Source organism: Limosilactobacillus panis, assembly GCF_019797825.1.
Taxonomy (GTDB): Bacteria; Bacillota; Bacilli; order Lactobacillales; family Lactobacillaceae; genus Limosilactobacillus; species Limosilactobacillus panis_A.
The window spans coordinates 780,709-807,023 of sequence record NZ_CP081855.1; the positions used below are offsets into that span (position 1 = coordinate 780,709).

Here is a 26,315-nt window from a genome sequence, read left to right on the forward strand (position 1 = left end):
TAGTTTCAGTGTATGAATATTTAACCGGGGTGGTTAGTATCGTGGCCCCCCAATACATCGTAATTGACGTTAACGGGGTAGGATACAAGCTGCTTGTTGCCAACCCTTATCGCTTTAATGAAGACCCCCAAAAGCAGGTTCGGGTCTACGTTTATCAGGCTGTCCGCGACGATGATATCTCCCTCTTTGGCTTTAATGACCAGGACGAAAAGCAACTGTTTATGCAGCTAATTAACGTTTCCGGAATTGGCCCTAAGAGTGCCCTAGCGATCCTGGCCAATCCGGACCACCAGGGGCTAATTGATGCGATTGCTAATAACAACATCGGCTACCTAACTAAGTTCCCGGGAATCGGGAAGAAAACCGCTTCTCAGATTGTCCTCGACCTGAAGGACAAGATTACGGCGGTGGCAACCACTGGGCCGCTCTTTGCGACTGATGACCAGGAAGTGGCTGATGAAAATCCTGCCCTTGCCGATGCCTTAGCCGCCCTGAAGGCCTTGGGATACAAGGAGCGGGATGTAAAGAAAGTTAAAAAACACCTGCAAGATAAGCAGAAAACAACGGATGAGTACTTACGGAGTGCCTTACGATTACTCAACTAAGGAGATTTTGCTGTGAGCGAAGATAATAAAAATAAAGTTTTATCTGACCATGCCCAAGACGAGGCCGAGGAGCAGATGGAATTGACCCTCCGTCCCCAAAACCTGGATGACTATATTGGTCAAGAGCAGGTAAAAGGAAAGCTCCGGGTATATATCGAGGCTGCCCGGGAGCGGGAAGAAGCGCTTGACCACGTCTTACTTTATGGCCCACCCGGCCTGGGGAAAACCACGTTGGCGATGGTAATTGCCCACGAGATGCACGTCAACATTAAGACCACCAGTGGCCCGGCGATTGAGAAGCCGGGGGACCTGGTTGCCCTGCTTAACGAGCTACAACCGGGGGATGTTCTTTTTATTGACGAAATTCACCGCCTCCCCAAGGTGGTTGAGGAAATGCTCTATTCGGCAATGGAGGACTACTACATTGACATCGTGGTCGGCGAGGGACCGACCGCCCACCCGGTGCACTTCCCCCTGCCACCATTTACCCTGATTGGGGCTACCACAAGAGCGGGGATGTTGTCCGCACCGCTACGTGATCGCTTTGGAATTGTTGAACATATGAACTACTATAACCAGGACGAGCTAAAACAGATTATTTTCCGGTCTGCCAAGATTTTTAACAGCAAGATCGAGGAGGCCGGTGCCCACGAGTTGGCTCTGCGGTCACGGGGAACGCCCCGGATCGCTAACCGCCTTTTAAAACGGGTCCGTGACTTCGCACAAGTAGCCAAAAAGCCTAGTATTGATTCGGCAACGGTTAAACAGGCCCTTGACTTGCTGCAAGTTGATAGCCACGGCTTGGACGAGGTTGACCGCAAAATGCTTTTGACAATGATCAACTACTATCACGGAGGACCGGTTGGCCTAAAGACGATTGCGGCTAACATTGGTGAAGAGACGAGCACCATCGAGGAGATGTATGAGCCCTACCTCTTACAGATTGGTTTTATCAGTCGCACACCGCGAGGACGGATGGTTACGCCAGCGGCCTACGCGCACTTGAGAATCAACTACCCTGATTCAAAGGGGGAGGGATGATGGAAAAAATTAATTTTACGATTAAACACCGGGCTAGGATGGGCCGCACGGGACAGCTGCAGGTTAGGTGTCAGGCGCTGCAGACACCGCTGGTGGTTCATGCCGGGCTGACAGTGAAAAGCCTTTTGGCCCAAGAAATTGCCAAACTCGGTGGTCAGGCAATTAAGCAGGAGGCCTTTGACTACTGGTTAAGTGGGACGAAGGCCGCTGAGTTTGGTGACCTCCACCAGCGCTTGCACTGGTCGGGACTAATTATCGGTGACCCGGGGACTAGCCAGGCCTACCAATGGGCCAAACCACGGGGCAAAAAGAAGGATGGAGTACGTTTTCATGACCCCCAATTAGGGCAGTTAAAGTTTTACACGCCTGAAGCGGCGCTAGAATGGCAAAAAGAGCTGGGTTGTGACTTTGTGACAAGCTTTGATCGCTGGAGTGACTACTATGCGCCGGTGGATGATTTAAAAGCGGCAGCAACACAGACGGCTTCCTGGCTGGGGAAGCCAACAGATGGCATTTTGGCGTCGGTTGTTGGTGGCGGATTAAAGCGGGTCCGAATGATAAGTGCCCAGGCTGCTAGTCGTCAGTCGTGTGCTGGGTACGCAGTGAAAGGAATTGGTAACAACGTGAAGCTGCGCGAACAGGTTCGCCTATTGCAAGAGGTACTAACCATGCTGCCGGAGCAGGGGCTTCATTACTTGACCGGAAACAACTCGCTGGAGGGCACCCTAATCGCGATGCTGGCGGGATACGACCTGGTTGATAGTGACTGTGCCGTAGTAGAGGCCCGCCACCATGTTGCCTTTGTGCAGACTAAACGACTCCATCTTGACAAACAGCACTTTGTCACTGATCAGCGACCAATTGATGCCAGTTGTCAGTGCCCAGTTTGCCAGGCAGGCTATAGCCGGTCCTACCTTCACCAGCTTTGTGGCCAGGGGGCAGCTCTTGGTGACCGCCTCTTGATGGTCCATAACCTCTATACCCTGAACCAACTTGCGAGTGCAGCTCGACAGGCGATCAGCGCTGACGTGGTCCATGATCTGGCTGCTAAATGGGCGATTGACGAGCTAGAGTAGCTTTTTTACTGAAAGTTTGTTACAGTTGAATATGAAAATTTTTGAAGGGAATGGAAATAATCGTGAACATTTTAGACTTCTTAACGTTGGGGGCATCTTCTTCTAGTGCTACCTTCTCCAGCTTTATCCTGATCATCCTGATGATTGCGTTAATGTACTTCTTCATGATTCGGCCACAACAGAAGCAACGGAAGCAACACCAAGAAATGATGAATGACATGCACAAGGGGGACGAAGTTGTCACCATCGGTCGTCTCCATGGTAAGATCGACAGCATCAACAAGGAAGACCGCACAGTTACTTTAGATTGTGAAGGAATTTACTTGACCTTCGACATGGTTGCAATTGCCCGGGTGGTAAAGAGCTCAACCGCTGCGCCCGCTGAAAAGAAGACTGCAAGTGAAGATTCTGCCGCAGAAAAGGCTGCTGAAAAACCTGCTGAGGAAGAAAAAGCTGACAGCAAGCCGGCTGACGACAGCGATGCTGGTGAGCAAGCAAAATAATAATTGACTAATTTGTGAAAACGTGCGAAACTCTTAACTGTTGATTAGTTGAGGGCTTTTCTTTTGAAAGCCCTTTAGTTTCTTTACACTTGTCAAAGCCAGCATTTCTTTGACAAGACTGTTAAATCACAGGAGGGAATTTTAGATGCAAATTGGATTGATTGGTTTGGGTAAGATGGGTATTCACCTTGCTCAAAATATGTTGCGTAATGACAACGATGTCGTTGCTTTTGACCTCAACAAGGACGCAGTTAAGGAAGCCGGTTCTTACGGTGCCCAAACTGCCTCCACCCTTGACGAAATGGTTGAAAAGTTAGCCACTCCACGGACAATCTGGGTGATGGTTCCAGCTGGTAAGCCAACGGATGCAACGATGGAACAACTTGCCGCTAAGCTTTCCGCTGACGACGTTGTCATCGACGGGGGGAATACTTTCTGGAAGGACTCCTTGAAGCACAACCGGATGCTGACTGAAAAGGGGATCCACTACTTTGACTGTGGTTCTTCAGGTGGCTGGCGTGGTGCCCTTGAAGGTGGTAACTTCATGATCGGTGGCGATGACAAGGATGTCTTTGAACGGATTCGCCCACTCTTTGAAGGTATTTCTCAAAAGGATGGTTACCTTTACACTGGTAAGGCTGGTTCTGGTCACTACCTGAAGATGGTTCACAACGGTGTTGAATACGGGATGATGGAAGCCATCGGTGAAGGCTTCGAAATTCTGGAAGCTTCTGACTTCAATTACGATAACGCTGCCGTTGCCAAGCTTTGGAACCACGGTTCCGTAATTCGTTCTTGGCTGATGGAACTGGCTCAAGATGCCTTTGAAAAGGACCCGCACCTGGATAAGATTCAAGGTCGGATGCACAGTTCTGGTGAAGCGCACTGGACGATTGCCGACGCCATGGACCACAGCGTTCCAACACCAGTTATCTATGAAGCCCTCTGTGCACGTTTCAAGTCAATGCAAGAAGACACCTTTGATGGTAAGGTCGTTGCCGCTCTGCGGAACGGTTTCGGTGGTCACGCTGTTGATAAGAATTAGTAATTTAATATTGTTAAGCACCAGTGCTTGACGAAAATAACCCGCTTTGTTCGGTCGATTCGAATGAAGCGGGTTTTCTTTACACCATCAGATTTTGGTTAACAGTCTTTTTTTGGTATACTTAATTGTTAGATATTTCAAATTTAAGGAGCAGAAATAACCATGGCTGATCAACTTGGCGAAATTTTTAAGCAAATCAAGAAGTACAACAAAATCATTATTCACCGTCACCAGCGCCCCGATCCGGACGCAATTGGCTCCCAGGTCGGCTTGGGAGAAATCCTCAAGGCATCGTTTCCCTACAAGCAAGTTTACCTAGTTGGTAAACACATCCCGGGATTTGACTGGATTGGGACGATGGACGACATCAGCAGTGCCACCTTTGATGACGCTCTAGTGATTGTCACGGATACCGCTAATGCACCGCGAATCGATGACCGCCGCTTTAATAACGGGGATAAGTTGATCAAGATCGACCACCACCCGAATGATGAACCATTCGGTGATTTAATGTGGGTTCAGCCGGCAGCATCCAGTTGTTCAGAGATGATTTACGACTTTTACCAGCGCTTTGCTGACGAATTGACCTTACCGAAGAAGGCGGCTCACGCCCTTTATGCGGGAATCATTGGTGATACTGGACGCTTCTTGTACCCGGCAACGACCCCGCGGACGATGTTAGTGGCTGGTGCCCTGATGGCTGCCGGGGCTGATGCAGCAGCTATCAGCCGGCGCGAGGACGAGATTAGTTTGCCAGTTGCCCGTTTATCGGCCTACGTTTATGAGCACTTAACAATCCTCGACCACGGGGCGGCCTATGTTGTCTTGACGGATGAAATCTTGAAAAAGTTTGGTTTGACTGAGGCAGGAACGTCTGCCGTGGTTTCGTTACCGGGCCGGGTTAAAAGCGTTAGTGCCTGGGCAGTCTTTGTCCAGCAGGAGGACGACCACTACCGAATCCGCCTACGGTCAAAGGGACCGGTTATCAATGAGCTAGCTAAGCATCATGATGGTGGTGGCCACCCGCTTGCCAGTGGGGCCAAGGCAAAGGATGAGGCAGAGATTAAGCAGGTAATTGCGGAACTGGACCAGTTGACCCAAACCCAAAAGTAAGAGAGGATTACCAATGTCAGATAAAACATTTAACGACTTTAATTTGAAACCCTACCTGGTCATGGCCGTTACGGCTATTAATTTTCATACCCCGACAACTGTTCAGGAACGGGTGATCCCGGAAATTATGAAGGGGAAGAGTGTCGTCGGTCAGTCGGCGACCGGGAGCGGGAAAACTCACGCCTTTCTCTTGCCGATCTTTTCACGGATTCAAGAAGGCGACCAAAGTGTCCAGGCAGTGATCACCACCCCTAGTCGTGAGTTAGCTTACCAGATCTACAATGCCGCCAAGCAGCTAAATAAGTTTGCTGACCAGCCGTTGACAATTCACAACTATGTTGGGGGTACGGATAAGCAGCACCAGATTGACCAATTGGAGCGTAAGCAACCACAACTAGTGATTGGGACGCCAGGTCGGATACTTGACCTGATTAAGTCCCAGTTCCTTGATATCCACACAGCGACGATGTTCGTGGTTGATGAAGCTGATATGACCCTTGATATGGGATTCTTGGAGCCGGTTGACCAAATTGCTAGTCACTTTCCAGAAGACCTCCAGATGATGGTCTTTTCGGCAACGATTCCCCAAAAGCTACGGCCATTTTTGAAAAAGTACATGAAAAATCCAGTGATGGAAGAAATTCCGACCGCGACGGTGATCAATCCCGATGTTGAGAACTGGTTAATGTCTACCAAGGGAAAGAATAAGAACCAGCTGATCTATCGTCTCTTGACCCTTGGTGAACCTTATCTGGCGCTGGTATTTGCTAACACGAAGGAACGGGTGGAAGAATTAACCCGGTACCTGAGTGAGCAGGGCCTAAAGGTGGCAATGATTCATGGGGGCCTTGAGCCCCGACGGCGAAAGCGGACCATGCGACAGATTCGTAACCTCGACTTCCAGTATGTTGTGGCGACCGACCTGGCGGCCCGCGGAATCGATATTGACGGGGTCTCCTTGGTGATCAATGACGACCTGCCAACTGATCTAGAGTACTTTGTTCACCGGGTTGGCCGGACGGGCCGAAACGGGATGAAGGGAATCGCAATTACCCTTTACGAGCCCGCCGAAGACGACCTAATTGCTAAGCTGGAAGATCGTGGGATCACCTTTGTTCCTAAAGAATTAAAGGGTGGTCGCATTGTCACGACCCACGACCGGAACCGGCGCAAAAAGTTTAAGCACCGGAAAGAAGAACTTGATCCGTCCATGAAGAGCTATGTCAAGAAGGCCAAGCGGAAAGTCAAGCCGGGCTACAAGAAACGGATCAAGCGGGCAATCAAAGAGGATGAACAGCAAAAGCGGAAGCTTGAGATGCGTCACAAGATGCGGAAGGTTAAACGGCAGCGACAACGTCAACACCGCCGGGAGCGAAACGGCCGTTGATTTTTTCTGCCGGGTTCGCTATAATATGGTTCGTTTGGGATATGCCATTACAAATACTACTTTCAGAAACGACTGGGGTGCTGTGACAGTCGAGAGTATTGTGGTGGTGCTCCCCATTCTTAATAATTTGAATATAACCCGGTTTAACCGGGATTAAAGAGGTAAACGAAATCCATCGTTGCAAGCAGAGTGGTACCGCGTCAGTTGGGCGTCTCTGTTAGCAAGGGTGGATTTTGTTTTTGGAAAGGAAGAGGACAGTGAAAAAGCTAAAGAAGCTTAACAGTGCGCAAGTACGGCGCATGTATCTGGAATTCTTTAAGGAACATGGTCACAAGATTATGCCAAGTCAATCCTTGGTGCCAGTTAATGACCCAACCTTGCTATGGATCAACTCTGGGGTCGCCACGATGAAGAAGTACTTCGATGGGAAGGTCGTTCCGGAAAATCCGCGGATGACGTCTTCACAAAAGAGTATTCGGACTAACGATATTGAAAACGTGGGTAAGACGGCGCGGCACCACACCATGTTTGAAATGCTGGGGAACTTCTCAGTAGGTGATTACTTCAAGAATGAAGTTATTCCCTGGGCCTGGGAACTGCTGACCAGTGACAAGTGGTTTGGCTTTGACCCTGAACGTCTTTATATTACTTACTACCCAAAGGATCACGATGCTTATAACAAGTGGCGTGAAGTTGGTGCTGCAAAGGACCACCTGATTCCGGACGAAGATAACTTCTGGGATATTGGTCAGGGTCCTTCTGGTCCAGATACGGAAATCTTTTATGACCGGGGGCAGGAATTCAATAACTTAGCAGATGATGATCCCGAAAACTATCCTGGTGGTGAAAACGAACGCTACCTGGAAATCTGGAACATTGTCTTCAGTCAGTTCAACCACACGCCAGAAAACACTTACGAACCACTGCCGCACAAAAACATTGATACTGGGATGGGGCTAGAACGGGTCGTTTCAATCTTTGAAAACGCCCCAACCAACTTTGAGACCGACTTGTTTATGCCGCTGATCAAGCAGACGGAAGACTTCTCCGCTGGTAAGAAGTACGGGGCCAATAAGGCTGACGATATCCAATTCAAGATCATTGCGGACCACATTCGGACGATTACCTTTGCAATCGGTGATGGGGCCCTGCCATCCAATATGGGACGGGGTTACGTCATCCGGCGGTTGTTACGGCGGGCAGTTGTTGCCGGCAAGAAGCTGGGTATCGATAAGCCATTCTTGGCTAAGATGGTCCCAACCGTTGGTAAGATTATGCAGGACTATTACCCAGAAGTATTGAAGAACGCTGACTACATTTCCTCTGTCATCAAGTCTGAGGAAGACCGCTTCAGTGCGACCTTGAATGGTGGACTCAACCTGTTGAATAACGTTATCGAGCAGGCCAAAAAGGATGGGACGAACGAAATCGATGGGCGGACCGCCTTCAAACTTTACGATACTTATGGCTTCCCAATTGAGTTGACGAAGGAATACGCTGCCGATGAAGGCCTCACCGTTGACCAGAAGGGCTTCGAAGCCGCAATGACTGAACAGCAAAACCGGGCGCGAAATGCTCGTGACATGGATAACGGGATGGGTGTTCAGACCGACCTGTGGACAGAATTTAAGGACCCTAGCGAATACGTTGGTTACACTGACTTGACGGTCAATGATGCCAAGGTGATTGGCCTAGCCCATGACGGCAAGCAGGCCGACAGCGCCCAACCAGGTGACAATGATATCGAAGTTATCTTTGACAAGACCCCATTCTACGCCGAGATGGGTGGTCAGGTTGCCGATACTGGTGACATTATTGATAACTACGGAAACACGGTTGGTCGGGTTGTCGATGTTCAGCACGCACCAAACCAGCAAAACCTGCATCGAATTGAGCTGAAGTCCCCACTAAAGAAGGGTGCCCGCTACAAGCTGGTTGTGGACCGTCTTCGTCACTTGAAGATTGAAAAGAACCATACGGCAACCCACCTGTTGGACCAAGCATTGCGGAATGTCCTCGGTGGGCATACTCAGCAGGCCGGCTCCTTAGTTGAAGAGCACTACCTCCGCTTTGACTTCAACCACTTTGGCCAGGTTACAGCCAAGGACTTGGCCGCGGTGGAAAAGATGGTTAACGAGCAGATCTTTAAGGAGATTCCAGTTAAGACCATTGAAACTGATATTGACTCTGCCAAGGAAATGGGCGCTATTGCTCTCTTCTCCGACAAGTACGGTGATAAGGTCCGGGTTGTTAAGATTGGTGATTACAACACCGAGTTCTGTGGTGGTGACCACGTCAAGAACACCAACGAACTGGGCCTCTTTAAGATTGTTTCTGAAGGGGGCGTTGGTGCCGGTATTCGGCGGATTGAAGCAGTTACTTCAAGTGACGCCTACGATTTCTTACAAAAGCGGAACACAATGCTGGAAAAAGTCGCTAGTGATTTGAAGGTGGCCCAAATTAAGGAAGTCCCTCACCAGGTTGCTAGTTTGCAGAACGAGTTAAAGCAGGCTAATAAGCAGGTTGAAGCTCTGCAAGCCAAGATTGCTGCCCAGCAAGCCAACAGCGTCTTTGATAACGTTGAGGAAACAAAGGGTGGTACACTGATTGCTGCCGAAGTCAAGGTTGCTGGAATGGGCCAGTTACGGCAACTGGCTGATTCTTGGCGGGCAAAGAAGCTTTCCGACGTCCTTGTCTTAGGGACCGCAAACGACGGTAAGGCTAACCTACTGGTTGCGGTCAGTGATGATAGGGTTAAGGCTGGCTTAAAGGCCGGTGACCTGATCAAAGCTATTGCCAAGGCAATTAACGGTGGCGGCGGTGGTCGACCAAACCTCGCCCAAGCTGGTGGTAAGAAGCCAGAAGGAATTCAAGACGCCCTTAAGCTGGCTAAGGAATATTTGAACAAGTAAATTACAGTATGCGAAAGGTCTTTAGCATTCGGAAATTCTGAATACTAAAGACCTCTTCGCGCTTCTTAAGGAACTTTTTTGCCCGCTGAAAGCTTTATATAAGTGGTCCCCTAAATTAGTCGGGCTGAACGGGAGAAAGCTAATTTCCAATAAACACTATAATTGTGCTTTATGGGTTATTATAGTAAAATATTCATTTAAGAGACTACGTGGAGGTGACGATTGATGACTACCAATAATGATAAGACGATGTTCTTTGACTTCGGCCAAGAACGTCAAGAAGATATTAAGCAGACGCTAAAGACGGTTTACGAGTCTTTAGAGGAGAAGGGTTACAACCCGATTAACCAAATCGTTGGTTACCTGCTATCTGGAGACCCAGCATACATTCCGCGGTTAAATGATGCGCGGAACCTAATTCGTCAACATGAACGTGATGAAATTATTGAGGAATTAGTTCGGTCGTACCTGAAGAATAACGGTGAGACTAAATGAGGTTAATGGGGTTAGACGTTGGTTCAAAGACTGTTGGAATTGCCGTTAGTGATCCTTTGGGCTGGACAGCACAAGCGGTGGAAATCATCCCCATTAATGAGGATGAAGAGGTCTTTGGTATTGACCGGGTTGCTGAGTTAGTCAGCAGGGAACAGGTCGCTGGTTTTGTTCTCGGTCTGCCAAAGAATATGAATAATACGGAAGGCCCCCGGGTAGATGCTTCTAAGCATTACGGTGACCTATTAAAGAAACGTTTCCCAGATATCCCTGTTGACTACCAGGATGAACGCTTAACGACGGTTGAAGCCCACCGGATGCTAGTTGAGGAAGCTGATATCTCACGGGCAAAGCAAAAAAAAGTTATTGACGAGGTTGCCGCAACCTTTATCCTGCAGAGTTACCTTGATCGTCACGGCCGACTAGTACAAAAACTAAAATAAAGGATGATTAGAGTGAGTAAAAAGCAAAATAACGACGATAACCTGATTACCTTGATCGATGAGGATGGTAACGAACAACTCTTTAAGGAACTGTTCACCTTCGATTCGGATGATTATGGCAAGTCCTATATCTTTATTTACCCAGCAGAACAGGAAAATGATGACTCAGTGGATATCCAGGCCTACATTGTTGCTGATAACAAAGATGGCGACGGCCAAGACCTTGTTCCAATTGAAGACGACAAAGAATGGGATATGGTTGAGCAGGTCTTGAATACCTTCCTTGACGATGACGGTAACTTCAACGCATAAATTTATGGTGATAATAAAGAATAAAGAAGGGCTCCTAGCGCTCGGCACCGTCGAACACTAGAAGCCTCTTTATACTTGTGGGAGGATTCTCCCACGGATTAGTGGGGCAGGAAAATGATTTTAACCACGTTAATTATCTTAATTTTGATTGGTTGTTTTATAAATGGACACCGCAAGGGTTTAATCATGATGGTCCTGTATACCGGGACATATATTGTCAGTTGGCTTGCTGCCAAGACGGTCGCACCAATGCTCGGGGCATGGTTAAGCCACCTCTTGCCAAATGTTACGGATGAGGCCTCTTATTCAAGCGCAATTCTTTCGGCGGTCGATACGAGTGCCTTTTTCAGCCGGGGGATCGCCTTTCTCCTGGTGTTTACCGCAGTTTCCATCATTTGTCACTGGGGGATCCGCCAACTGCGCTGGATTAAGCGGGTACCCATTATTGGGACGGTGGACCGCCTCGCCGGTGGGGTTCTGTCCCTGGTAATTGGTTACATCATTATTTTCCTGGTTCTGGCGGTTACCCAGTTGTGGCCAGCAGGGTGGTGGCAAATGCAGATTGCTAACTCCGGCTTGGCCCGGTTGATTATTAACCAGACACCAGTTTTAGCTCATTTATTATTACAGACAATTGGCTAAAAGGAAGTTAAGTATGAATCACAAAATTATTGAAACACTTGAGTTTAATCAGATCAAGGCGTCACTTGCCAACTACCTGGTTTCCGCAGCGGGCCGGCAGGAACTGGCAGCATTAATGCCGGCAACGGATTTTGACACGGTTCACCAGATGCTGGAAGAAACCACCGATGGGGCCGATATCTTGCGTCTAGAAGGTGGGATCCCCCTTCCTAAATTAGCAGATGTTAAGCCACAAATGAAGCGGTTGCGGATTGGTGCCAACCTAAACGGGACCGAATTAGCACAGGTGACAAGGGTCCTTCAAGCCAGCATGAGTGTGCAGAACTTCTTTGACCAGATGCGGGAGAAGAAGATTAAACTACGGGTCCTTGAAGGGGTTGTCGACCGTCTCGTAACCATTCCTTCCGTAACACGGCGGCTAATTCAATCGGTTGACCCGGACGGGCGAATTACGGATGAAGCCTCCCCCAAACTACACGGTATCCGTCAGCTGATTACGAAGACAGAAGATGAGATTCGCCAGCAAATGGACCACTACACCACCGGGAGGAACGCTAAGTATTTGAGCGAGCCAATCGTGACGGTACGTAATGACCGGTTCGTTATTCCCGTCCTCGCCCGTTACCGGAATAAGTTCGGTGGGGTGGTGCATGACCAGAGTGCGAGTGGCCAGACCCTCTACATTGAGCCGGGGGCAGTGATGGAGGATAATAACCGCTTGCGGCAGGCTCAGATTGAGGAAAAGCAGGAAGTTCTGCGAGTCCTCGCCGAGCTGTCGGCGCTCATCACACCCTACCGGCATGACATCTTAAATAACGAGCAACTGCTGGGTCACCTGGACTTCGTAAATGCGAAGGCCGCCTTGGCCCACCAGATGAAGGCTAGCCTACCGTTACTCTCACGAGATAACGTGGTTAACCTTCGTAAGGCCCGTCACCCCCTGATTGCCCGTGATAAGGTGGTCGCTAATGACATTAAGATTGGTGAAGACTACCAGGTGATTATCATCACGGGGCCCAATACCGGTGGTAAGACTATTACTCTAAAGACCTTGGGAATCATTCAGCTGATGGGTCAGTCGGGATTGTTTATTCCGACCGAAGAGGGGAGTACGATTGCCGTGTTCGACAATATCTTTGCCGATATCGGGGATGAACAATCCTTGGAACAAAATCTGAGTACCTTTTCCGGGCACATGGATAATGTGAAGGCAATTCTTGACCGAATCACCAACCGCAGCCTGGTCCTCTTGGATGAACTAGGTGCCGGGACGGACCCGAAAGAAGGGGCGGCACTAGCAATGTCCATTCTCGATGCCATTGGGGCCAAGGGGAGCATGGTGGTAATCACTACCCACTATCCAGAACTCAAGGTCTATGGTTATGACCGGGCCAAGACAATTAACGCCAGCATGGAGTTTGACCAGGAAACGTTGAAGCCAACTTACCGCCTCCTGCTTGGCATTCCGGGACGGTCAAACGGACTGGAAATTGCCCAACGGCTTGGTATCTCAACGACAATCATCGATGAGGCCCGGTCACTGGTCAGTGATGACAGTCAGGATTTGAATAAGATGATTGGTGACTTGGTCGAACAACGGCGTGCGGCCCGGGAAGAAAACGAGCGGTTGACTAAGCTAGTTGCCCAAAACCAGGCAAAGGAAAAGGAATTAACCGCGAAACTTGATCGCTTCAATGAACAACGTGACAAGCTGTTTGACCAAGCACGCTCAAAGGCTAACCACCAGGTATCAATGGCTAAACGCAAGGCTAACCGGATCATTCACCACCTCCGCCAGTTAGAGGTTCAGCAAGGGGCCAACGTCAAGGAGAACCAATTAATTGACGCCCAGGGGGCCCTTAACGCCCTCCACCAGGAGAATCCCCGGCTAAAAAATAATTCCGTCCTTAAACGGGCGAAGGCCAAGCATGACCTTCACAAGGGCGACAGTGTCCTTGTAAAGTCATATGGCCAGTATGGCGAACTGCTTAACCGGCGGGGAAACCATAAGTGGGAAGTTCAGATTGGAATCCTGAAGATGGAGATTGATGAACGAGACCTTGAGAAGGTTGCTAAAAAAGACCTGCCTAAGGATAAGACGACGCAGCCGCAAAAGCCAGCGGTGCGGACAACCCAAACGCGGCGGACTTCTGCCCGGCTTGACCTCCGGGGTCATCGTTATGAGGAAGCAATGGGTGAATTAAGTAACTTCATCGACCACGCCCTCTTGAATAATCTGTCCTCAGTAACGATTATTCACGGTAAAGGTACAGGGGCCTTGCGAAAGGGGACCCAGCAATACCTGCAGAGCAACCCCCGTGTTAAGTCTTTTTCGTATGCCTCACCAAATAATGGTGGTGACGGCGCCACTATTGTTAACTTATAATAAGTAAGCAAATGTGGTGACTTTAAAAATGAGCTCTGGTAGAATAGGTGTATAGAAAACGAGAGGAGTTAACAAAATGGCAGTAAACGTTACAACCGATCAAACATTTGAAAAAGATACGGCAAATGGAGTTGTGCTAATTGATTTTTGGGCAACTTGGTGTGGACCATGCCGAATGCAGTCACCAGTTGTCGAAGCTTTATCAGAGGATATGACGAACATCAACTTCTTTAAGATGGACGTTGACCAAAACCCGGAAACTGCCCGCCACTTCCAAATCATGAGTATTCCAACACTGATGGTTAAAAAAGACGGTCAGGTTGTTGACCAAATTGTCGGCTATCACCCGGCAGAACAACTCAAACAGATTTTGCAACAATACGCTGACTAGTAATTTATCTTAAATACGATACAAAAAACGGTTCTAGCCATTTGGCATCTGCCAGACGGTCAGGACCGTTTCGTTTATTTTCAGGGTGTCCTACTTTTCCTTTGACTTTTTCTTACCATGCTTTAACCGTTGCAGACGGGATGGCTTTTCTTTTTCGTCCCCGGACTGCTTTTCTGCTGGGGCGCCCTGGAGTTGGATAAAGGTGACTAACTCGTTTCGTTCAGAACTACTCTTAGTTTGGGGGTCGTTTTCCAGGAGAATTTCAACATAGTCATGGTGACGGTCGTTAACCTTAGCCTCAACAATTGTATTCAGCTGAAATTCAACCTCCTGGGCGAGGAAACCGCATTCTAAACCGAAGGAGGTTTCTTCGTCATCACGACTGATCCGGTTGACGATCACCGGACCACCAAGTCGCCAAATTTGACTAGTAGTGGTTTTCTTTACCAGGGTAAGGTCACCAAAGGCGAGCTGCCGGGTCAAAGTGATAAGGTCGTTAGTTGTGGCTACGGGGTATTGCCGTGCCAGGTCCTTACCAATCCAGTAGAGCATCTCATCGGTCTCTTTCCCCAGAATGGCGGGAAGGATGACGTCACGAAACGTTCCTGTATTCAAGCCCTGGGGGCTGTTAATTAGTTGGTCGTAAAGTTTTTGACTCATTATCTCGTTTTGCTCCTTTTTTAAAATCAGTTACTATTATACTTAAAAACCGGGACCTTAGCAGCCTTAACTTGCAAAACTTACAAATTAAACCGATAATGTAGTTTCAAGTATTTCTAAATAAAACAGTGAGGTGGCAGAAATGGATAAACGACCCATCGGAATGATGGATTCTGGCTTAGGCGGTTTATCGGTTCTCCGGGTATTACAAAGGGAGATGCCAGGTGAGTCGTTGATTTTTGTTGGTGACCAGGGGCACTTTCCCTACGGAACCAAAAGTCAGGCAGAAATCCGGCAGTTGGCATCAGCGATTGGCCGCTTTTTACAGGAAAAGGGTGCGAAGATGATGGTGATTGCTTGCAATACAGCAACGGCAGCGGCATTGCCAACCCTTCAAAAGCAGTTGTCAATTCCCGTGATTGGGGTCATTAAGCCGGGCGCCCAGGCGGCATTAGCAAGTGGGGCCCAGACAATTGGTGTTATCGGGACCGAATCGACCATTAAAAATGGCGCGTATGACCATGCCATCAAGGGCTTGACGGCGGCAAATATCCGGGTTGTCAGTCAGGCAGCCCAGCCACTAGTTTCAATCGTTGAACATGGTCAAACGGGGACCACGACGGCTCAACGGACGGTTGATCAAGAGTTAGCACCACTTAAGGGAAAGGGCGTTCAAACCTTGATCCTGGGGTGTACGCATTTCCCGTTTCTGAGAAAAGAGATTGAACACACCCTTGGTCCAGCAGTAAAACTGGTTGATCCGGCCTTTGAAACTGTTAAGCATGTCCAGACAGCGTTGAAGGTTAGTGATGGTGAGAATACTGGCCGCGCACCAGTCGTTGAATTGTACACGACCGGTAAGACCACGGACCTGGTTAACGGGGCTCAGTTATGGCTCGGCGGTCAGTACGATTCCTGCAGTCACATTGATTTGGAGGTAACGAGATGAAGATGTTAGTAGTGGCGACGAAAAATGCCGGTAAGGCCCGTGAATACCGAAAGATGTTTGCCCCCTTTGATGTTGAAATCAAGACGCTTGCCGATTTTCCGCCAATTACGATTAATGAAGATGGGCAAACCTTTGCAGAAAATGCCTTGATTAAGGCCCAGACAGCCGTAGCAGCCCTTAATTTGCCCGTGATGGCCGATGACTCCGGCCTAGTGGTAGACGCTTTAAATGGCGCTCCAGGAGTTCATTCTGCCCGCTATGCAGGTGACCATGACGATGCCGCTAATAACGCCAAATTACTACGTGAGTTAGCCAATGTTCCAGGTGAACAACGGACGGCTCATTTTCATACCACAATTCTGGCCCTCAAGCCGGACGGGGCAAAGCTGGTGACGGAGGGCCGAGTTGACGGTAAAATTCTCCAAAAGGCACGCGGCAACAACGGCTTTGGGTATGATCCCTTATTTATGCCGGACGGTTACGACTGTTCAATGGCGGAATTGACCGCTGATCAAAAGAACCAAATCAGTCACCGTGGCCGGGCACTCCGGGTTTTTATGGACCAGTTTGCAGAATGGTGGCAGGCATAATGAAGGCGTTAGTAGTAAGTGATAATCACGGTGATCGACAGATCCTTTCCCAGATTGTCAATGAGTGGCAGGGGCAGGTAGACCTGATGATTCACTGTGGGGATTCAGAAATTGATTCAACTGACTCATTGATGAAAAATTTTGTTGGGGTGGCGGGAAATAATGATTGGCACCTCGGCTATCCGGGAGACCAGGTTATTGAAAAGGCAGGACAGCACTTTTTTATTACCCATGGTCACCACTACCGGGTCAACTTTACTATGACTCCGTTGATGCTAAAGGGAGCATCAACTGGGGCGGACGTAATCTGTTATGGTCACACCCACCAGTTGGGGGCCATGGTTGACCACGGAATGCTGGTTATTAACCCCGGGAGTATTTCGCTGCCGCGGGGACCGTATCGTGACATTGGTGGAACCTTTGCAGTCATCGATGCTGACCCGCATGCGTTTGTAGTTGATTTTTACGATCGGCAGATGCACCGCGTTCCCGACTTACATGTTGAGTTTTCGCGTTAGAAATCATCCAGGAAGATAGAAAACGGCCTTCAGTGTTTGGGTTTTCAAACACTGAAGGCCGTTTACGTTTACTGGCGGATTGGGGATACCTCACCATAGCAGCTAATTATTTTTAAGAATCTGTTGAATTGTTTTTAGAACCCCATCATGGTTGTTATCAGCAGTGGTAACGTGACCAGCCTGCATCCGAATAACTTGGTGGGCATTTTGCATTGCGTAACTCTGGGCGGTCATTGCCAACATCCCGAGATCGTTTTCGTTATCACCAAAGGTCACGATTTCACTAGGGGCACAAGCAAAGTAGTCCTGCAACAGGGCGAGTCCGTTGCGCTCTGTCCCGTGGGCATTACCAATCAGGTCGGTGTTAAATCCAGAATTTTCAATGATAAGCGATGCCGGGAGAAAGTTATCCAGGGTAGCCGCCACCCGTGCCAGGTTGACATGGTTAGCAAAGTTGATGGAAATTTTGGTGAACTCCTCATCAGGGGAGCTTACAAAGATGTGGCGAATGTCTGGAACCCGGTGAACCTCTTCGTAAAAGGTTTTTACGATTTTAAAATTATGGTCGTCCATCGTCTGGTCGACATAGGAATGAATGGGCCCCGAAACTACTAACTGGTTGATGTCACGAGGACCGTAGTAGCGGTCCAGCACGTGCATTACCCGTGCCAGGGCCCGAGAGTCAATTGGGTAGTCCTGAATCAATTTATCGCCCAGGTGGATTACGGAACCGTTTTGGGAGACAAAGCCCATCTGGTCAACGTAGGGGGCAAATTCACGTTTTAAACGGGGGTAGCTAGAACCGCTAGCGGCAACGAAGCGAATCCCCCTTTTTTGTAGTTGGCGAAAGACCTTCTTGAAGAGGCGGTGGTTATAAGTGTGGTTGTCACGCAGAAATGTTCCGTCGAGGTCGGTTGCAATCATCTTAATTTTCATGGTGTCCCCTCCCTTCCCAGGAAAGGGGCACGTTGGCAGCATGAAGTTCGCGCAGGTAAGCAGCGAGAAACTTACTGGAAACCTTTGATTGGGTACCGCTTGTGACGGTAATTGTCACCCGGAAGACAAGTTGTGCATTGACAGTGACGGGACCAACAACTACTGGTTCCGTCTGCAGGTCGGGGGTGGTGTCGATTAATTGGGTGTTAACCCGGTCAACAATAGCCTTCACCTGGTCGATCTTGGCGTTAGGAGCAATAAAAATGTCGACATTGGTGACCACATCATTGCGGGAAAAGTTGCGGACAATGGTAATTTGTCGGTTGGGGATGAAGTTTAAAGTCCCGTCCGCACTGGTGATCTGGGTTGTGCGGATACCAAGGGCGGTTACGGTTCCTTTTATTTGCCCCAGTTCAACGGTATCACCAACATCAAGTTGCTGTTCTAGCAAGATAAAAAAGCCGTTAACAACGTCGCTGACGAAGCCCTGGGCCCCAAGGCCAAGAGCAATGCTGAAAATACCGGCTCCGGCAATGAGGGTACCCACGGGGACACCAATTTCAGAAAGAATGGCGTACAGGAAAAAGAAGTAGCAAGTGTAACGATAGATGTTAAGGGTCAGGGCCCGAATAGTTGCCAGGCGGTTCTTGTTTCTTAGCAGTTGATATTTATTGGACTCACGAAACAGGTGGTTGATAATTACGCGCCCTAACCACAAGATAATGAAGAATAAGGCGGCAGTAATGAAGATAAGGAGCAGCTTGTTGAGAATCTGCCGCGAAATCTGTTCCCAGGACAGGTCGGTAAACGCTCGGCGAACCTGTTCCAGCTGTTTATTGAATTGGGCGTTACCCGCACCAACAATCATAAGAATTTCCCCCTTTAAATGAATCCACTCAATTGTAACAACTTCTGGGTATTAATGTCGATAGGGGAATTGTCGTTTAACGGTCAGTTGTGCTATTCTAGTCATTAAGTAAAGAAATTAAAGGAGGCGGCACTTAATGACGTTTGGTGAATTGGCAGGGTTGATTGCGGCAATTGCTTTTTTGATCTTGGTTGTTTTTCTGTGCATCCTGGTTAACCAACTGAGTAAGACCATGAAGGAGACCAACCACAGTATCTCCCTGCTGACCCGCGATATGGATAACCTGAGTAAGGAAGTTGAAGAAGTTCTCGGTAACACGAACTCACTGTTAGAGGACATTAATAAAAAGTCCAATAAGCTCAACCCGGCAGTTCAGGCTGTGGCGGATGTGAGCCAAAGTGTGGTTGACATTAATGACCACCTGCACACCATGGTTGATAAGGCAAATGCCCAACGGGAGAAAAATAAGTTGGGGATTAGTTTGCTGAAGAGTGCCGGAAAGGCGGCAATTATTGGTGCTGTTGGTCGTTATCGAACACACCGGGCTAATAAGAAAGGAGTTAACAGTAATGAGTAAGAAGTTATTTGCCGGAATTATTTTAGGCGGAGCAGCCACCGCAGCCAGTTGGGCGCTCATTCCAGAAAGGAAACGCCAATTGCTAAAGGAAAGGGCAAACGCTAAGATGGGTGACATTGCTGATTACGTCACCGACTACGCACTGAATGCTCTTGATATTGTTGACAAAAAGTTGGCCGAAATGGATGATAATGGCGTGACTGATAACGTCAAAGCGGCCACCGAGAAGGTCAAAAAGACAAAGGACCAGGTACTAGACCACTTGACAAACGACGAATTTGACAAGCAAACCGCTGCAATCCGCAAGAAGTTGGCTAAGGCTCACGAAAAAGAGAACGATGCAGACGATGACATTGTTATCGACGCAACGCATGAAGAGTAAGTTTACAGTTAAAAGAATGCTTGATAGACAGTCCACTAAAAACTGTCTACCAGGCATTTTTAATAACTAAAATTATTGATATGTCTTGGGAAATTTGCTATATTAGTATAGTTATGAAAAATTATGAAAAACTGATATATCAATAAAGAAAGGGCTATCTTATGGAAAAACAAGCAGTCACTATTTACACGGTTGCTCGTGAAGCACGCGTTTCCATGGCAACTGTTTCTCGGGTTGTTAATGGTAATCCGAATGTTAAACCAGCAACCCGTCAAAAAGTTCTTGACGTCATTAAACGTCTTAACTACCGTCCAAATGCGGTGGCCCGGGGCCTAGCATCTAAGCGGACAACGACCGTGGGGGTTGTTATCCCTAACATTACAAATCCTTACTTTGCTGAGTTGGCACTGGGAATTGACGACATTGCCTCGATGTACAAGTACAATATTATTCTGGCTAACTCCGACTATGATAATGACAAGATCTTAAAGGTTGTTCGTAACCTCCTTGCTAAGCAAGTCGACGGGATTATCTTCATGGGTTACGATATCTCGGCGGACTTGCAGGCGGAATTTAAGAGCGCCAACACGCCGGTGGTTGTTGCCGGTTCAGTTGTTGATGACAAAGGCCTGGCAACCGTCCGGATTGATTATCAAAAGGCAGCAAAGGAAGCAACCCTAAAGCTTTTGGAACACAACAATGGGAATGTTGCCTTGGTAACCAGCTCACTGGGCTACGCAATCAACCAGGCGCGGCTAGCTGGTTACAAGGAAGCGCTAAGTGAAAAGGGTATTCAATACAGTAGTGACCTGGTAATTGAAACTGATGGTAGTTACAAGCAAATTTACGAACGGGCTAAAGAAATTGCCCAAAATGGTGTCAAAGCTGCGTACGTTACTAACGACCACCTTGCCGTTGGTTTATTAAACGGTTTAGGAGATAACGAGATTAAGGTCCCAGAAGCCTTTGAAATTATTTCTTCTAATGACACTACTTACACCCGGTTATGCCGGCCAACCCTTTCTTCCATCACCCAACCCCTTTACGATATCGGTGCGGTATCGATGCGGCTGTTAACAAAACTTATGGAAGACAATGATGATGAAAAAAACGATGTTATCTTAGACCATGGCTTTGAGGCTCGTCAGTCTACTCGTAAGTAGGGGATTTGACTATTGCCAACAAGAAGTGAGCTTTACCATCAAGCAAGTACTGATGAGAAGCCCCGGGAAACGGTAAGCCACCATATCGGTTTGCAAATCTTAGGGGTGGTTTTGTTAACGGTTTTAACCATCAGTTTTATTGTTGAGCGGACGATTTTAAATAAGTCTTTTATCATGCATGAAGTTACGTCATCGGCACTGGAATCAACAATTTTAGATGAAGTTGATGATGGACTACAGCAGTATGGAATCCCGACTAGTGCCGTCACTAAAGCGGATACTGACCATATTGTGCGGACGGTTGTTAACCAGGCCTTTGCCGGTCAGCGGCTTAAGCTTGATCTTAGTCCAATCACGAATAACGTGGAGAATCAGGCCAATGATGAGCTATCAAAGTTTGGCCTTTCAACCGACATTTTGCCGTCAGGTACACCATCAGCGGTAGCTAGTCAGGTAAACAGCACGGTTAATTCACAAATCAATACACCAGAAGTAACGGCGGTCATTAATGGCCTTCAGGTTGCCCGGGTAGCCACAAATATCTGTCTAATTGTCAGTGCTTGCGGCTTGCTTGTCCTAATTGTCCTTGCCATTCTTAGGCGTCATTTTGCAACCAGCTTCAGTTGGATATTCCTTTTTGGTACGGTGATTAGTTGGCTGATTATTGAAGTGGTTCGGGCAGTTATCCCACAATTAGTACAACCCTACCCTGACTACAGCACATTTGCGGTTCAGTGCGCGGGTGATTTTGGTCAAACCGCAATGCCCGTGATTGCTGTTACGGGGATTTTAGCAGTTATTTGCTGGGCCATCCGGGGATTTAAGAGGTTTAAGTAGTGTATTCACCTTGAATTAATAATGTTTTTTTGCTAAACTTTATCTGTTTATCACATTAAGTAAAGAAAAGAGGAGTCAGTAATGTCAGGACATTCAAAATGGCATAACATTCAGGGACGTAAAAACGCCCAAGATGCTAAGCGTGGAAAGATCTTCCAAAAGATTTCCCGTGATTTATACCAAGCAGCTAAAGCAGGTGATCCTGATCCAGCTAACAACGCCCAGTTACGTTTGGTAATTGATAAGGCGCACGCAGCTAACATGCCAAAGAAGAACATCGACCGGGCCATTGCTAAGGCTTCTGGTATCGGTGGTGCAAAGTTCGAAGAAGTTACTTACGAAGGGTACGCTCCAGGTGGGGTGGCCGTAATGGTTTCCGCCTTAACCGATAACAAGAACCGGACGGCCTCTGCCGTTCGTTCCGCCTTCACCCATGCAGGTGGTTCGTTAGGTGCGAGTGGTTCTGTTTCATACATGTTTGACCGGAAGGGATTAATTGAAATCCTCCGGGACGGTCTTGACAAGAGTGAAGACGACATGTTAATGGATGCTTTGGATGCCGGTGCGGACGACATGAAAGCAACCGATGAGAAGTTCCAAATCTTCACTGATCCAAGCAGTTTAACGACTGTTCGTGATGCTTTGCAAGGCAAGGGCTACGACTTGGACACTGCTGAAGTAACGATGATCCCACAAAACCGGACAGCAGTTCCAGAAGACAAGGCTAAGCAATACCGTCATTTAATCGATGAATTGACCGCAAACGATGATGTTGCCGACATCTACGAAACTGGTATCCTGCCAGATGACGAAGATTAACATTTAAATATTCGTAATAAAAAGCTAGGATTTTCCTAGTTTTTTAGTTTAAACGCTCCCTTTTACCGTCTTATTTAGGTAAAGGGGGTTTTGTCGTTATGAAGAATTTTGAGAAAGAAATTGCGGTTGCCATTGGAATGCGCGCCGCAGACCTATACATTTTGCCATTTAAAAAATATTACCGCCTGTTGGTAACGCGCCAGGGGTCATTACAGCAGATAAAAGAGGTGCCCAGTGATTATGCGGAACGACTGATTTCATATCTGAAATATCAGGCTGACATGGCCGTCAGTGAGCACCGCCGGCCTCAGTTGGGTGCAATGAAGTGGCAATATGGGCCCGAAGTGGTTAATCTCCGCCTATCCAGTGTCGGTGACTATCAAGGCCGCGAGTCGCTGGTTGTCCGGTTTATCTACCACTTGACGAGCCAAAATTACCACTTACTCTTTCCTAACCAATGGCAAGCCTTGAAGCAAATTCTCAAGAGGCGGGGCCTGCACCTTTTTGCGGGCCCGATGGGTTCGGGAAAGACGACGACGATGTACCAGCTTGTCCGGGAACTAGCGGACGAGAAGGTTGTCATGGCGATTGAGGACCCGGTTGAAATTCATGAACCGGCCTTTATCCAGCTTCAGGTGAACGAATTGGCGGGGATGGATTACCAGGCTCTCTTGCGCCTTGGTCTGCGCCACCGTCCAGACATCTTTATTATTGGTGAGATTCGTGACCCGGAAACGGCAAAGATGACGGTGCAAGCAGCGCTGAGTGGCCACCTTGTGCTGGGGACAATTCATGCCCAAAATGCCTATGGCGCGGTTGCCCGGCTCAGGCAGCTGGGGGTTGCGGAATACTACCTAGCGCAGACACTTACGGGCGTGTGCTACCAGCGGCTGTTACCAGTAATGGGCGGGGGCCAGGCAGTGTTGTTTGATTCGTTGCGTGGTGATGACCTTAATAGGGCCATTGAAAACGGGGAAAAGGGAGGGATGACAGATGAATGGGGGAAGCAACTATCAAAAGCAGTGGCGGTGGGGAAAATATCTGCCCAGGTCAAGGAAGCGTTCTGGGAAGGTTAAGTTTAATCCAAGAGCGCAGGCAAAGTGGTTCTTGCTGCTGAGTGACCTTTTAAGAGTTGGCTTCTCCCTCCAGCGGGCTGTTGACTTTACAACAACTACGATGGCTAAAGAAGCTGGCGTCTTATCTAAGGTGCGGACCAACTTGTTGGCGGGGAATACCTTTGCCAATAGTGTCCGACCCTTTATTAAGGTCGACTTATATTATCAGCTCTTATTAGCAGAAAAGCATGGTGACCTGGTTGAGGTCCTTGCTGAAACTGGTCAGTTATTGGTGACCCGTCAACGACAGGTGCAAAAGCTGAGACAACTGCTCCAGTACCCATTGATTTTGCTTTGTCTCCTGGGGGTGATGATGGTCGGCTTAGCCACATTCGTGTTTCCCCAGTTGGCGTCATGGCAAGCTAGTAATGGTCGCCAGCAAGTTCCCCAGTTCTTGCCATACCTCAAGTGGACGCTCGTGTTCGGCTCACTAATTTTTAGCGCTGGCGGGATTTGTAAGTTAATTACTTGGCGCCACCTTACCAAGCTGCAGCAGGTCCAGCGCCTGTGTCGCTTACCGCTTGTTGGTGAATGTTACCGCCTCTACTATGCCTACTACATTACGAGTGCCCTTGCCGTCCTTCTTCGTGCGGGGATGCCTCTTAAAGAAATGATGACGACCATTGAAAAATTTTCTGATCGGACGATGCTGTATCAACTGGGAGCAGAAGTCCAGAATAACCTTGCTGCTGGCGGTCAGTTGGATAACTTTATCAAACGGACCATTTTCTTGCCAGACGAACTAATGATTTTTATCAGTAAGGGTGCGACTCCTAAGGAATTAGGTAAGGATCTGACAGCCTTCTCCCAAATCCAATTTAAGCACCTTTTGGCCCGCCTGGAACAGCTGTTTTCGTTGGTCCAACCCGTCATTTTTATTGTGATTGCCGCAGTTATTGTGGGCCTATACCTCAGTATTCTCTTACCAATTTACCACTCGTTACAGGGGGTCTATTAAAATGAATAAGAAATTATTGCCGCCACGTTCGGCGTTCACACTGCTTGAAATGTCGATTGTCCTCTTCATTATCAGTCTCTTGATTCTGATTGTAATTCCCAACCTTGCCCAGCAAAGGAAGCATGCCAACAAGGTTCACGGCAACGCAATGGTTGCGGTTGTCCAGACACAAGTCGACGCTTACGAAAACGACAATGGGGTTGATTCTGCCAACTTTGAGGAGCTTCAGGCCGGAAACTACCTCACCAAGTCACAGGTACAAAAGGCGCGGAATGAACATATCGTGATCGTTAACGGCAAAGCGTGTCAACGATGAAGAGGGATGGTTTTACAGCTCTGGAGATGATCATTGTCCTGGGGCTAACAGCGCTTATCTTTTGTTTGGTTACGCCGATGATGACCACCAGTCGAAACCGTATTAATGAGCAACAGTTCTGGCGGCAGTTTCGCCAGGAGTGGCGCTATGCTCAGGTTCAAACCCAGGTAAACCACTATGGAACTGATATTCATTATGCGAAGGAAAAAGGGGCAATCTCATTCATATGTAACTATCGCCAACGACTGGTAAAGATACCAGCAACGATTCAGGTAATGGACTTTGATGATATTGAAATCAAGGCTGACGGTTATGTCTGTCCGCAGACAAAGGTATTTCATTCGGCTACGGAACACTGCGACTACCGTCTAACAATTCAGATGGCACGGGGGGAGTATGATGTTAAAAGGGAAAGGTGCGTTTGTAATGGCGGATAGTATGGTGGCGCTGGCAATAATTAGTTTGGGGATCTTCTCCTTCAGCGTTTGTGAGATCCAGCTGCACCAGCAGCAACGGCAGTTAATAGTTAAATTAACTGCGGCCCGTTTGGCAAAGGAGGCCAGTGCTGGTTACCGCTGTACTCACCGATTGACAACAATTAAGCGGGGACCTTATGTTGCAGTAGCCAGAAAGGGGTACGCCGAAGTGACTTTTCAACAGGATAGGATTTTAAGGATTACAGGATGAAAAAAAGATTAGCTTTTACCCTCATCGAGTGTGTTGCGGCCCTACTGGTGACCACGGTCGTTATCGTCCTCGCCGGGATGACGATTAACAGTTTACGGTCAGTAACCCGCCAGTCGTTGGATCAGCCAATTGACTGGATAATCTGTTTACAGGAACTAGAGTCACCACGCCATGCCTACGCCTTAGTTAATGTCGAAAGTAATGCAGTCGTTTTGCGGGATCAACATACGGACCGGCTATATGAATTATGTGCCCAAAAGCGCCTTTATCTTCGTGCAAAAAAGGATGGTGGTTATATGCCCGTATTTAGCGACATTCGCGATCAAAAAACGGTATTTAAGCAACTAGATCAGCAACGGGTATACATAAAGGTGGAGCGAACTAATGGTGAAGTACTTACGGGATTTTTGTGTTTTAGAAAAGATAGTTAAGAAGAGGTCAGCAGGGTATGTGTTGGGGACCAGTATGGTAATCTTATCCTGTATTTGTTTGGTAATTGTTTTTCAGTACCACTATTATGGTCGACAGAGAACGATTGAACAGCGGCTAACAAGTGAAATGGTCCAGCAGACGCAGAATAATTTACAATCAG

At 48.1% G+C, this 26,315-nt stretch carries 31 protein-coding genes; 28 read left to right on the top strand and 3 right to left on the bottom strand.

What is annotated here, in order from left to right; genetic code table 11:
• Nucleotides 1-8: 8 nt before the first annotated feature.
• The 14 genes from ruvA (at nt 9) to trxA (ending at nt 14,348) form a co-directional block, all read left to right on the top strand.
• The gene (gene ruvA / locus KZE55_RS03615; RefSeq protein ID WP_222259356.1) at nt 9-605 is read left to right on the top strand and encodes a Holliday junction branch migration protein RuvA; all 597 of its coding nucleotides are present in this window, start codon (nt 9-11) and stop codon (nt 603-605) included.
• A gap of 12 nt (nt 606-617) precedes the next feature.
• Nucleotides 618-1,646 (top strand): Holliday junction branch migration DNA helicase RuvB, encoded by a 1,029-nt coding sequence (gene ruvB / locus KZE55_RS03620; protein WP_222259358.1) that lies wholly within the window; start codon nt 618-620, stop codon nt 1,644-1,646.
• On the top strand, nt 1,646-2,722 hold the full coding sequence (locus KZE55_RS03625; RefSeq protein WP_261313300.1) for a queuine tRNA-ribosyltransferase family protein: 1,077 nt from the start codon (nt 1,646-1,648) through the stop codon (nt 2,720-2,722). The genes ruvB and KZE55_RS03625 overlap by 1 nt, the downstream gene beginning before the upstream one ends.
• 50 nt (nt 2,723-2,772) lie before the next feature.
• A complete protein-coding gene (yajC, locus tag KZE55_RS03630) occupies nt 2,773-3,225 on the top strand; it encodes a preprotein translocase subunit YajC (protein ID WP_222259362.1) in 453 nt (150 codons plus the stop codon).
• Nucleotides 3,226-3,370: 145 nt separating this feature from the next.
• Nucleotides 3,371-4,270 carry a phosphogluconate dehydrogenase (NAD(+)-dependent, decarboxylating) gene (gnd, locus tag KZE55_RS03635; protein WP_222259364.1) on the top strand — a complete coding sequence of 300 codons (900 nt, stop codon included), beginning with the start codon at nt 3,371-3,373 and terminating at the stop codon, nt 4,268-4,270.
• Between the two features lie 162 nt (nt 4,271-4,432).
• Entirely contained in the window at nt 4,433-5,383 is a 951-nt protein-coding gene (locus KZE55_RS03640; RefSeq protein ID WP_222259366.1) for a DHH family phosphoesterase, read from the top strand.
• A gap of 13 nt (nt 5,384-5,396) precedes the next feature.
• Complete coding sequence (locus tag KZE55_RS03645) at nt 5,397-6,770, top strand: DEAD/DEAH box helicase (protein ID WP_222259368.1); 1,374 nt, start codon at nt 5,397-5,399, stop codon at nt 6,768-6,770.
• A gap of 257 nt (nt 6,771-7,027) precedes the next feature.
• Nucleotides 7,028-9,682 (top strand): alanine--tRNA ligase, encoded by a 2,655-nt coding sequence (gene alaS, locus KZE55_RS03650; RefSeq protein ID WP_222259370.1) that lies wholly within the window; start codon nt 7,028-7,030, stop codon nt 9,680-9,682.
• 225 nt (nt 9,683-9,907) lie between these two features.
• Nucleotides 9,908-10,177 (top strand): IreB family regulatory phosphoprotein, encoded by a 270-nt coding sequence (locus KZE55_RS03655; protein ID WP_047770297.1) that lies wholly within the window; start codon nt 9,908-9,910, stop codon nt 10,175-10,177.
• A complete protein-coding gene (ruvX, locus tag KZE55_RS03660; RefSeq protein ID WP_222259372.1) occupies nt 10,174-10,617 on the top strand; it encodes a Holliday junction resolvase RuvX in 444 nt (147 codons plus the stop codon). Before KZE55_RS03655 ends, ruvX begins: the two co-directional genes overlap by 4 nt.
• 3 nt (nt 10,618-10,620) lie before the next feature.
• Nucleotides 10,621-10,929: a DUF1292 domain-containing protein gene (locus KZE55_RS03665; RefSeq protein ID WP_047770305.1), complete on the top strand. Its 309-nt coding sequence runs from the start codon at nt 10,621-10,623 to the stop codon at nt 10,927-10,929.
• Nucleotides 10,930-11,043: 114 nt separating this feature from the next.
• A complete protein-coding gene (locus KZE55_RS03670) occupies nt 11,044-11,571 on the top strand; it encodes a CvpA family protein (RefSeq protein ID WP_222259374.1) in 528 nt (175 codons plus the stop codon).
• Nucleotides 11,572-11,584: 13 nt separating this feature from the next.
• Nucleotides 11,585-13,957, top strand: a complete 2,373-nt coding sequence (locus tag KZE55_RS03675; protein ID WP_222259376.1) for an endonuclease MutS2 — start codon at nt 11,585-11,587, stop codon at nt 13,955-13,957.
• Nucleotides 13,958-14,033: 76 nt separating this feature from the next.
• Nucleotides 14,034-14,348: a thioredoxin gene (gene trxA / locus KZE55_RS03680; RefSeq protein ID WP_222259378.1), complete on the top strand. Its 315-nt coding sequence runs from the start codon at nt 14,034-14,036 to the stop codon at nt 14,346-14,348.
• A 90-nt stretch (nt 14,349-14,438) separates the two neighbouring features.
• On the opposite strand, the gene KZE55_RS03685 is transcribed toward trxA, so the two are convergent.
• A complete protein-coding gene (locus KZE55_RS03685; protein ID WP_222259380.1) occupies nt 14,439-15,008 on the bottom strand; it encodes a DUF2507 domain-containing protein in 570 nt (189 codons plus the stop codon).
• 142 nt (nt 15,009-15,150) lie between these two features.
• Between KZE55_RS03685 and murI the strand changes: the two genes are divergently transcribed.
• From murI to KZE55_RS03700, 3 genes are read left to right on the top strand one after another with little or no spacing between them, the layout of a single operon-like run.
• A complete protein-coding gene (gene murI, locus KZE55_RS03690) occupies nt 15,151-15,957 on the top strand; it encodes a glutamate racemase (RefSeq protein ID WP_222259382.1) in 807 nt (268 codons plus the stop codon).
• Nucleotides 15,954-16,547 carry an XTP/dITP diphosphatase gene (locus KZE55_RS03695; RefSeq protein WP_222259384.1) on the top strand — a complete coding sequence of 198 codons (594 nt, stop codon included), beginning with the start codon at nt 15,954-15,956 and terminating at the stop codon, nt 16,545-16,547. The genes murI and KZE55_RS03695 overlap by 4 nt, the downstream gene beginning before the upstream one ends.
• On the top strand, nt 16,547-17,065 hold the full coding sequence (locus tag KZE55_RS03700; RefSeq protein ID WP_222259386.1) for a YfcE family phosphodiesterase: 519 nt from the start codon (nt 16,547-16,549) through the stop codon (nt 17,063-17,065). The genes KZE55_RS03695 and KZE55_RS03700 overlap by 1 nt, the downstream gene beginning before the upstream one ends.
• Nucleotides 17,066-17,167: 102 nt before the next feature.
• Here KZE55_RS03700 and KZE55_RS03705 read toward each other — a convergent pair whose 3' ends face one another.
• On the bottom strand, nt 17,168-18,001 hold the full coding sequence (locus KZE55_RS03705) for an HAD hydrolase family protein (RefSeq protein WP_222259388.1): 834 nt from the start codon (nt 17,999-18,001) through the stop codon (nt 17,168-17,170).
• Nucleotides 17,991-18,869 (bottom strand): mechanosensitive ion channel family protein, encoded by an 879-nt coding sequence (locus tag KZE55_RS03710; protein WP_222259390.1) that lies wholly within the window; start codon nt 18,867-18,869, stop codon nt 17,991-17,993. Before KZE55_RS03710 ends, KZE55_RS03705 begins: the two co-directional genes overlap by 11 nt.
• Nucleotides 18,870-19,005: 136 nt before the next feature.
• Here KZE55_RS03710 and KZE55_RS03715 point away from each other — a divergent pair, with 136 nt between their 5' ends.
• From KZE55_RS03715 to KZE55_RS03765, 11 genes are all read left to right on the top strand, one after another.
• Nucleotides 19,006-19,446 (top strand): DUF948 domain-containing protein, encoded by a 441-nt coding sequence (locus KZE55_RS03715; RefSeq protein ID WP_047769665.1) that lies wholly within the window; start codon nt 19,006-19,008, stop codon nt 19,444-19,446.
• Nucleotides 19,439-19,828, top strand: coding sequence for a hypothetical protein (locus KZE55_RS03720; protein WP_222259392.1), 390 nt, complete (start codon nt 19,439-19,441; stop codon nt 19,826-19,828). Before KZE55_RS03715 ends, KZE55_RS03720 begins: the two co-directional genes overlap by 8 nt.
• Nucleotides 19,829-19,989: 161 nt before the next feature.
• The gene (ccpA, locus tag KZE55_RS03725) at nt 19,990-20,991 is read left to right on the top strand and encodes a catabolite control protein A (protein ID WP_222259394.1); all 1,002 of its coding nucleotides are present in this window, start codon (nt 19,990-19,992) and stop codon (nt 20,989-20,991) included.
• Nucleotides 20,992-21,003: 12 nt separating this feature from the next.
• Nucleotides 21,004-21,828 carry a hypothetical protein gene (locus KZE55_RS03730; RefSeq protein ID WP_222259396.1) on the top strand — a complete coding sequence of 275 codons (825 nt, stop codon included), beginning with the start codon at nt 21,004-21,006 and terminating at the stop codon, nt 21,826-21,828.
• Nucleotides 21,829-21,909: 81 nt separating this feature from the next.
• Nucleotides 21,910-22,647: a YebC/PmpR family DNA-binding transcriptional regulator gene (locus tag KZE55_RS03735; RefSeq protein ID WP_047769662.1), complete on the top strand. Its 738-nt coding sequence runs from the start codon at nt 21,910-21,912 to the stop codon at nt 22,645-22,647.
• Nucleotides 22,648-22,745: 98 nt separating this feature from the next.
• Complete coding sequence (gene comGA, locus KZE55_RS03740; protein ID WP_222259398.1) at nt 22,746-23,723, top strand: competence type IV pilus ATPase ComGA; 978 nt, start codon at nt 22,746-22,748, stop codon at nt 23,721-23,723.
• Nucleotides 23,641-24,720, top strand: coding sequence for a competence type IV pilus assembly protein ComGB (comGB, locus tag KZE55_RS03745; protein ID WP_261313301.1), 1,080 nt, complete (start codon nt 23,641-23,643; stop codon nt 24,718-24,720). The genes comGA and comGB overlap by 83 nt, the downstream gene beginning before the upstream one ends.
• Nucleotide 24,721: 1 nt before the next feature.
• Complete coding sequence (gene comGC, locus KZE55_RS03750) at nt 24,722-25,036, top strand: competence type IV pilus major pilin ComGC (RefSeq protein ID WP_047769657.1); 315 nt, start codon at nt 24,722-24,724, stop codon at nt 25,034-25,036.
• Entirely contained in the window at nt 25,033-25,473 is a 441-nt protein-coding gene (locus KZE55_RS03755; protein WP_047769655.1) for a hypothetical protein, read from the top strand. Before comGC ends, KZE55_RS03755 begins: the two co-directional genes overlap by 4 nt.
• A complete protein-coding gene (locus KZE55_RS03760) occupies nt 25,463-25,723 on the top strand; it encodes a hypothetical protein (protein ID WP_222259400.1) in 261 nt (86 codons plus the stop codon). Before KZE55_RS03755 ends, KZE55_RS03760 begins: the two co-directional genes overlap by 11 nt.
• Entirely contained in the window at nt 25,720-26,154 is a 435-nt protein-coding gene (locus KZE55_RS03765) for a competence type IV pilus minor pilin ComGF (protein ID WP_222259402.1), read from the top strand. Before KZE55_RS03760 ends, KZE55_RS03765 begins: the two co-directional genes overlap by 4 nt.
• Nucleotides 26,155-26,315: the final 161 nt, after the last annotated feature.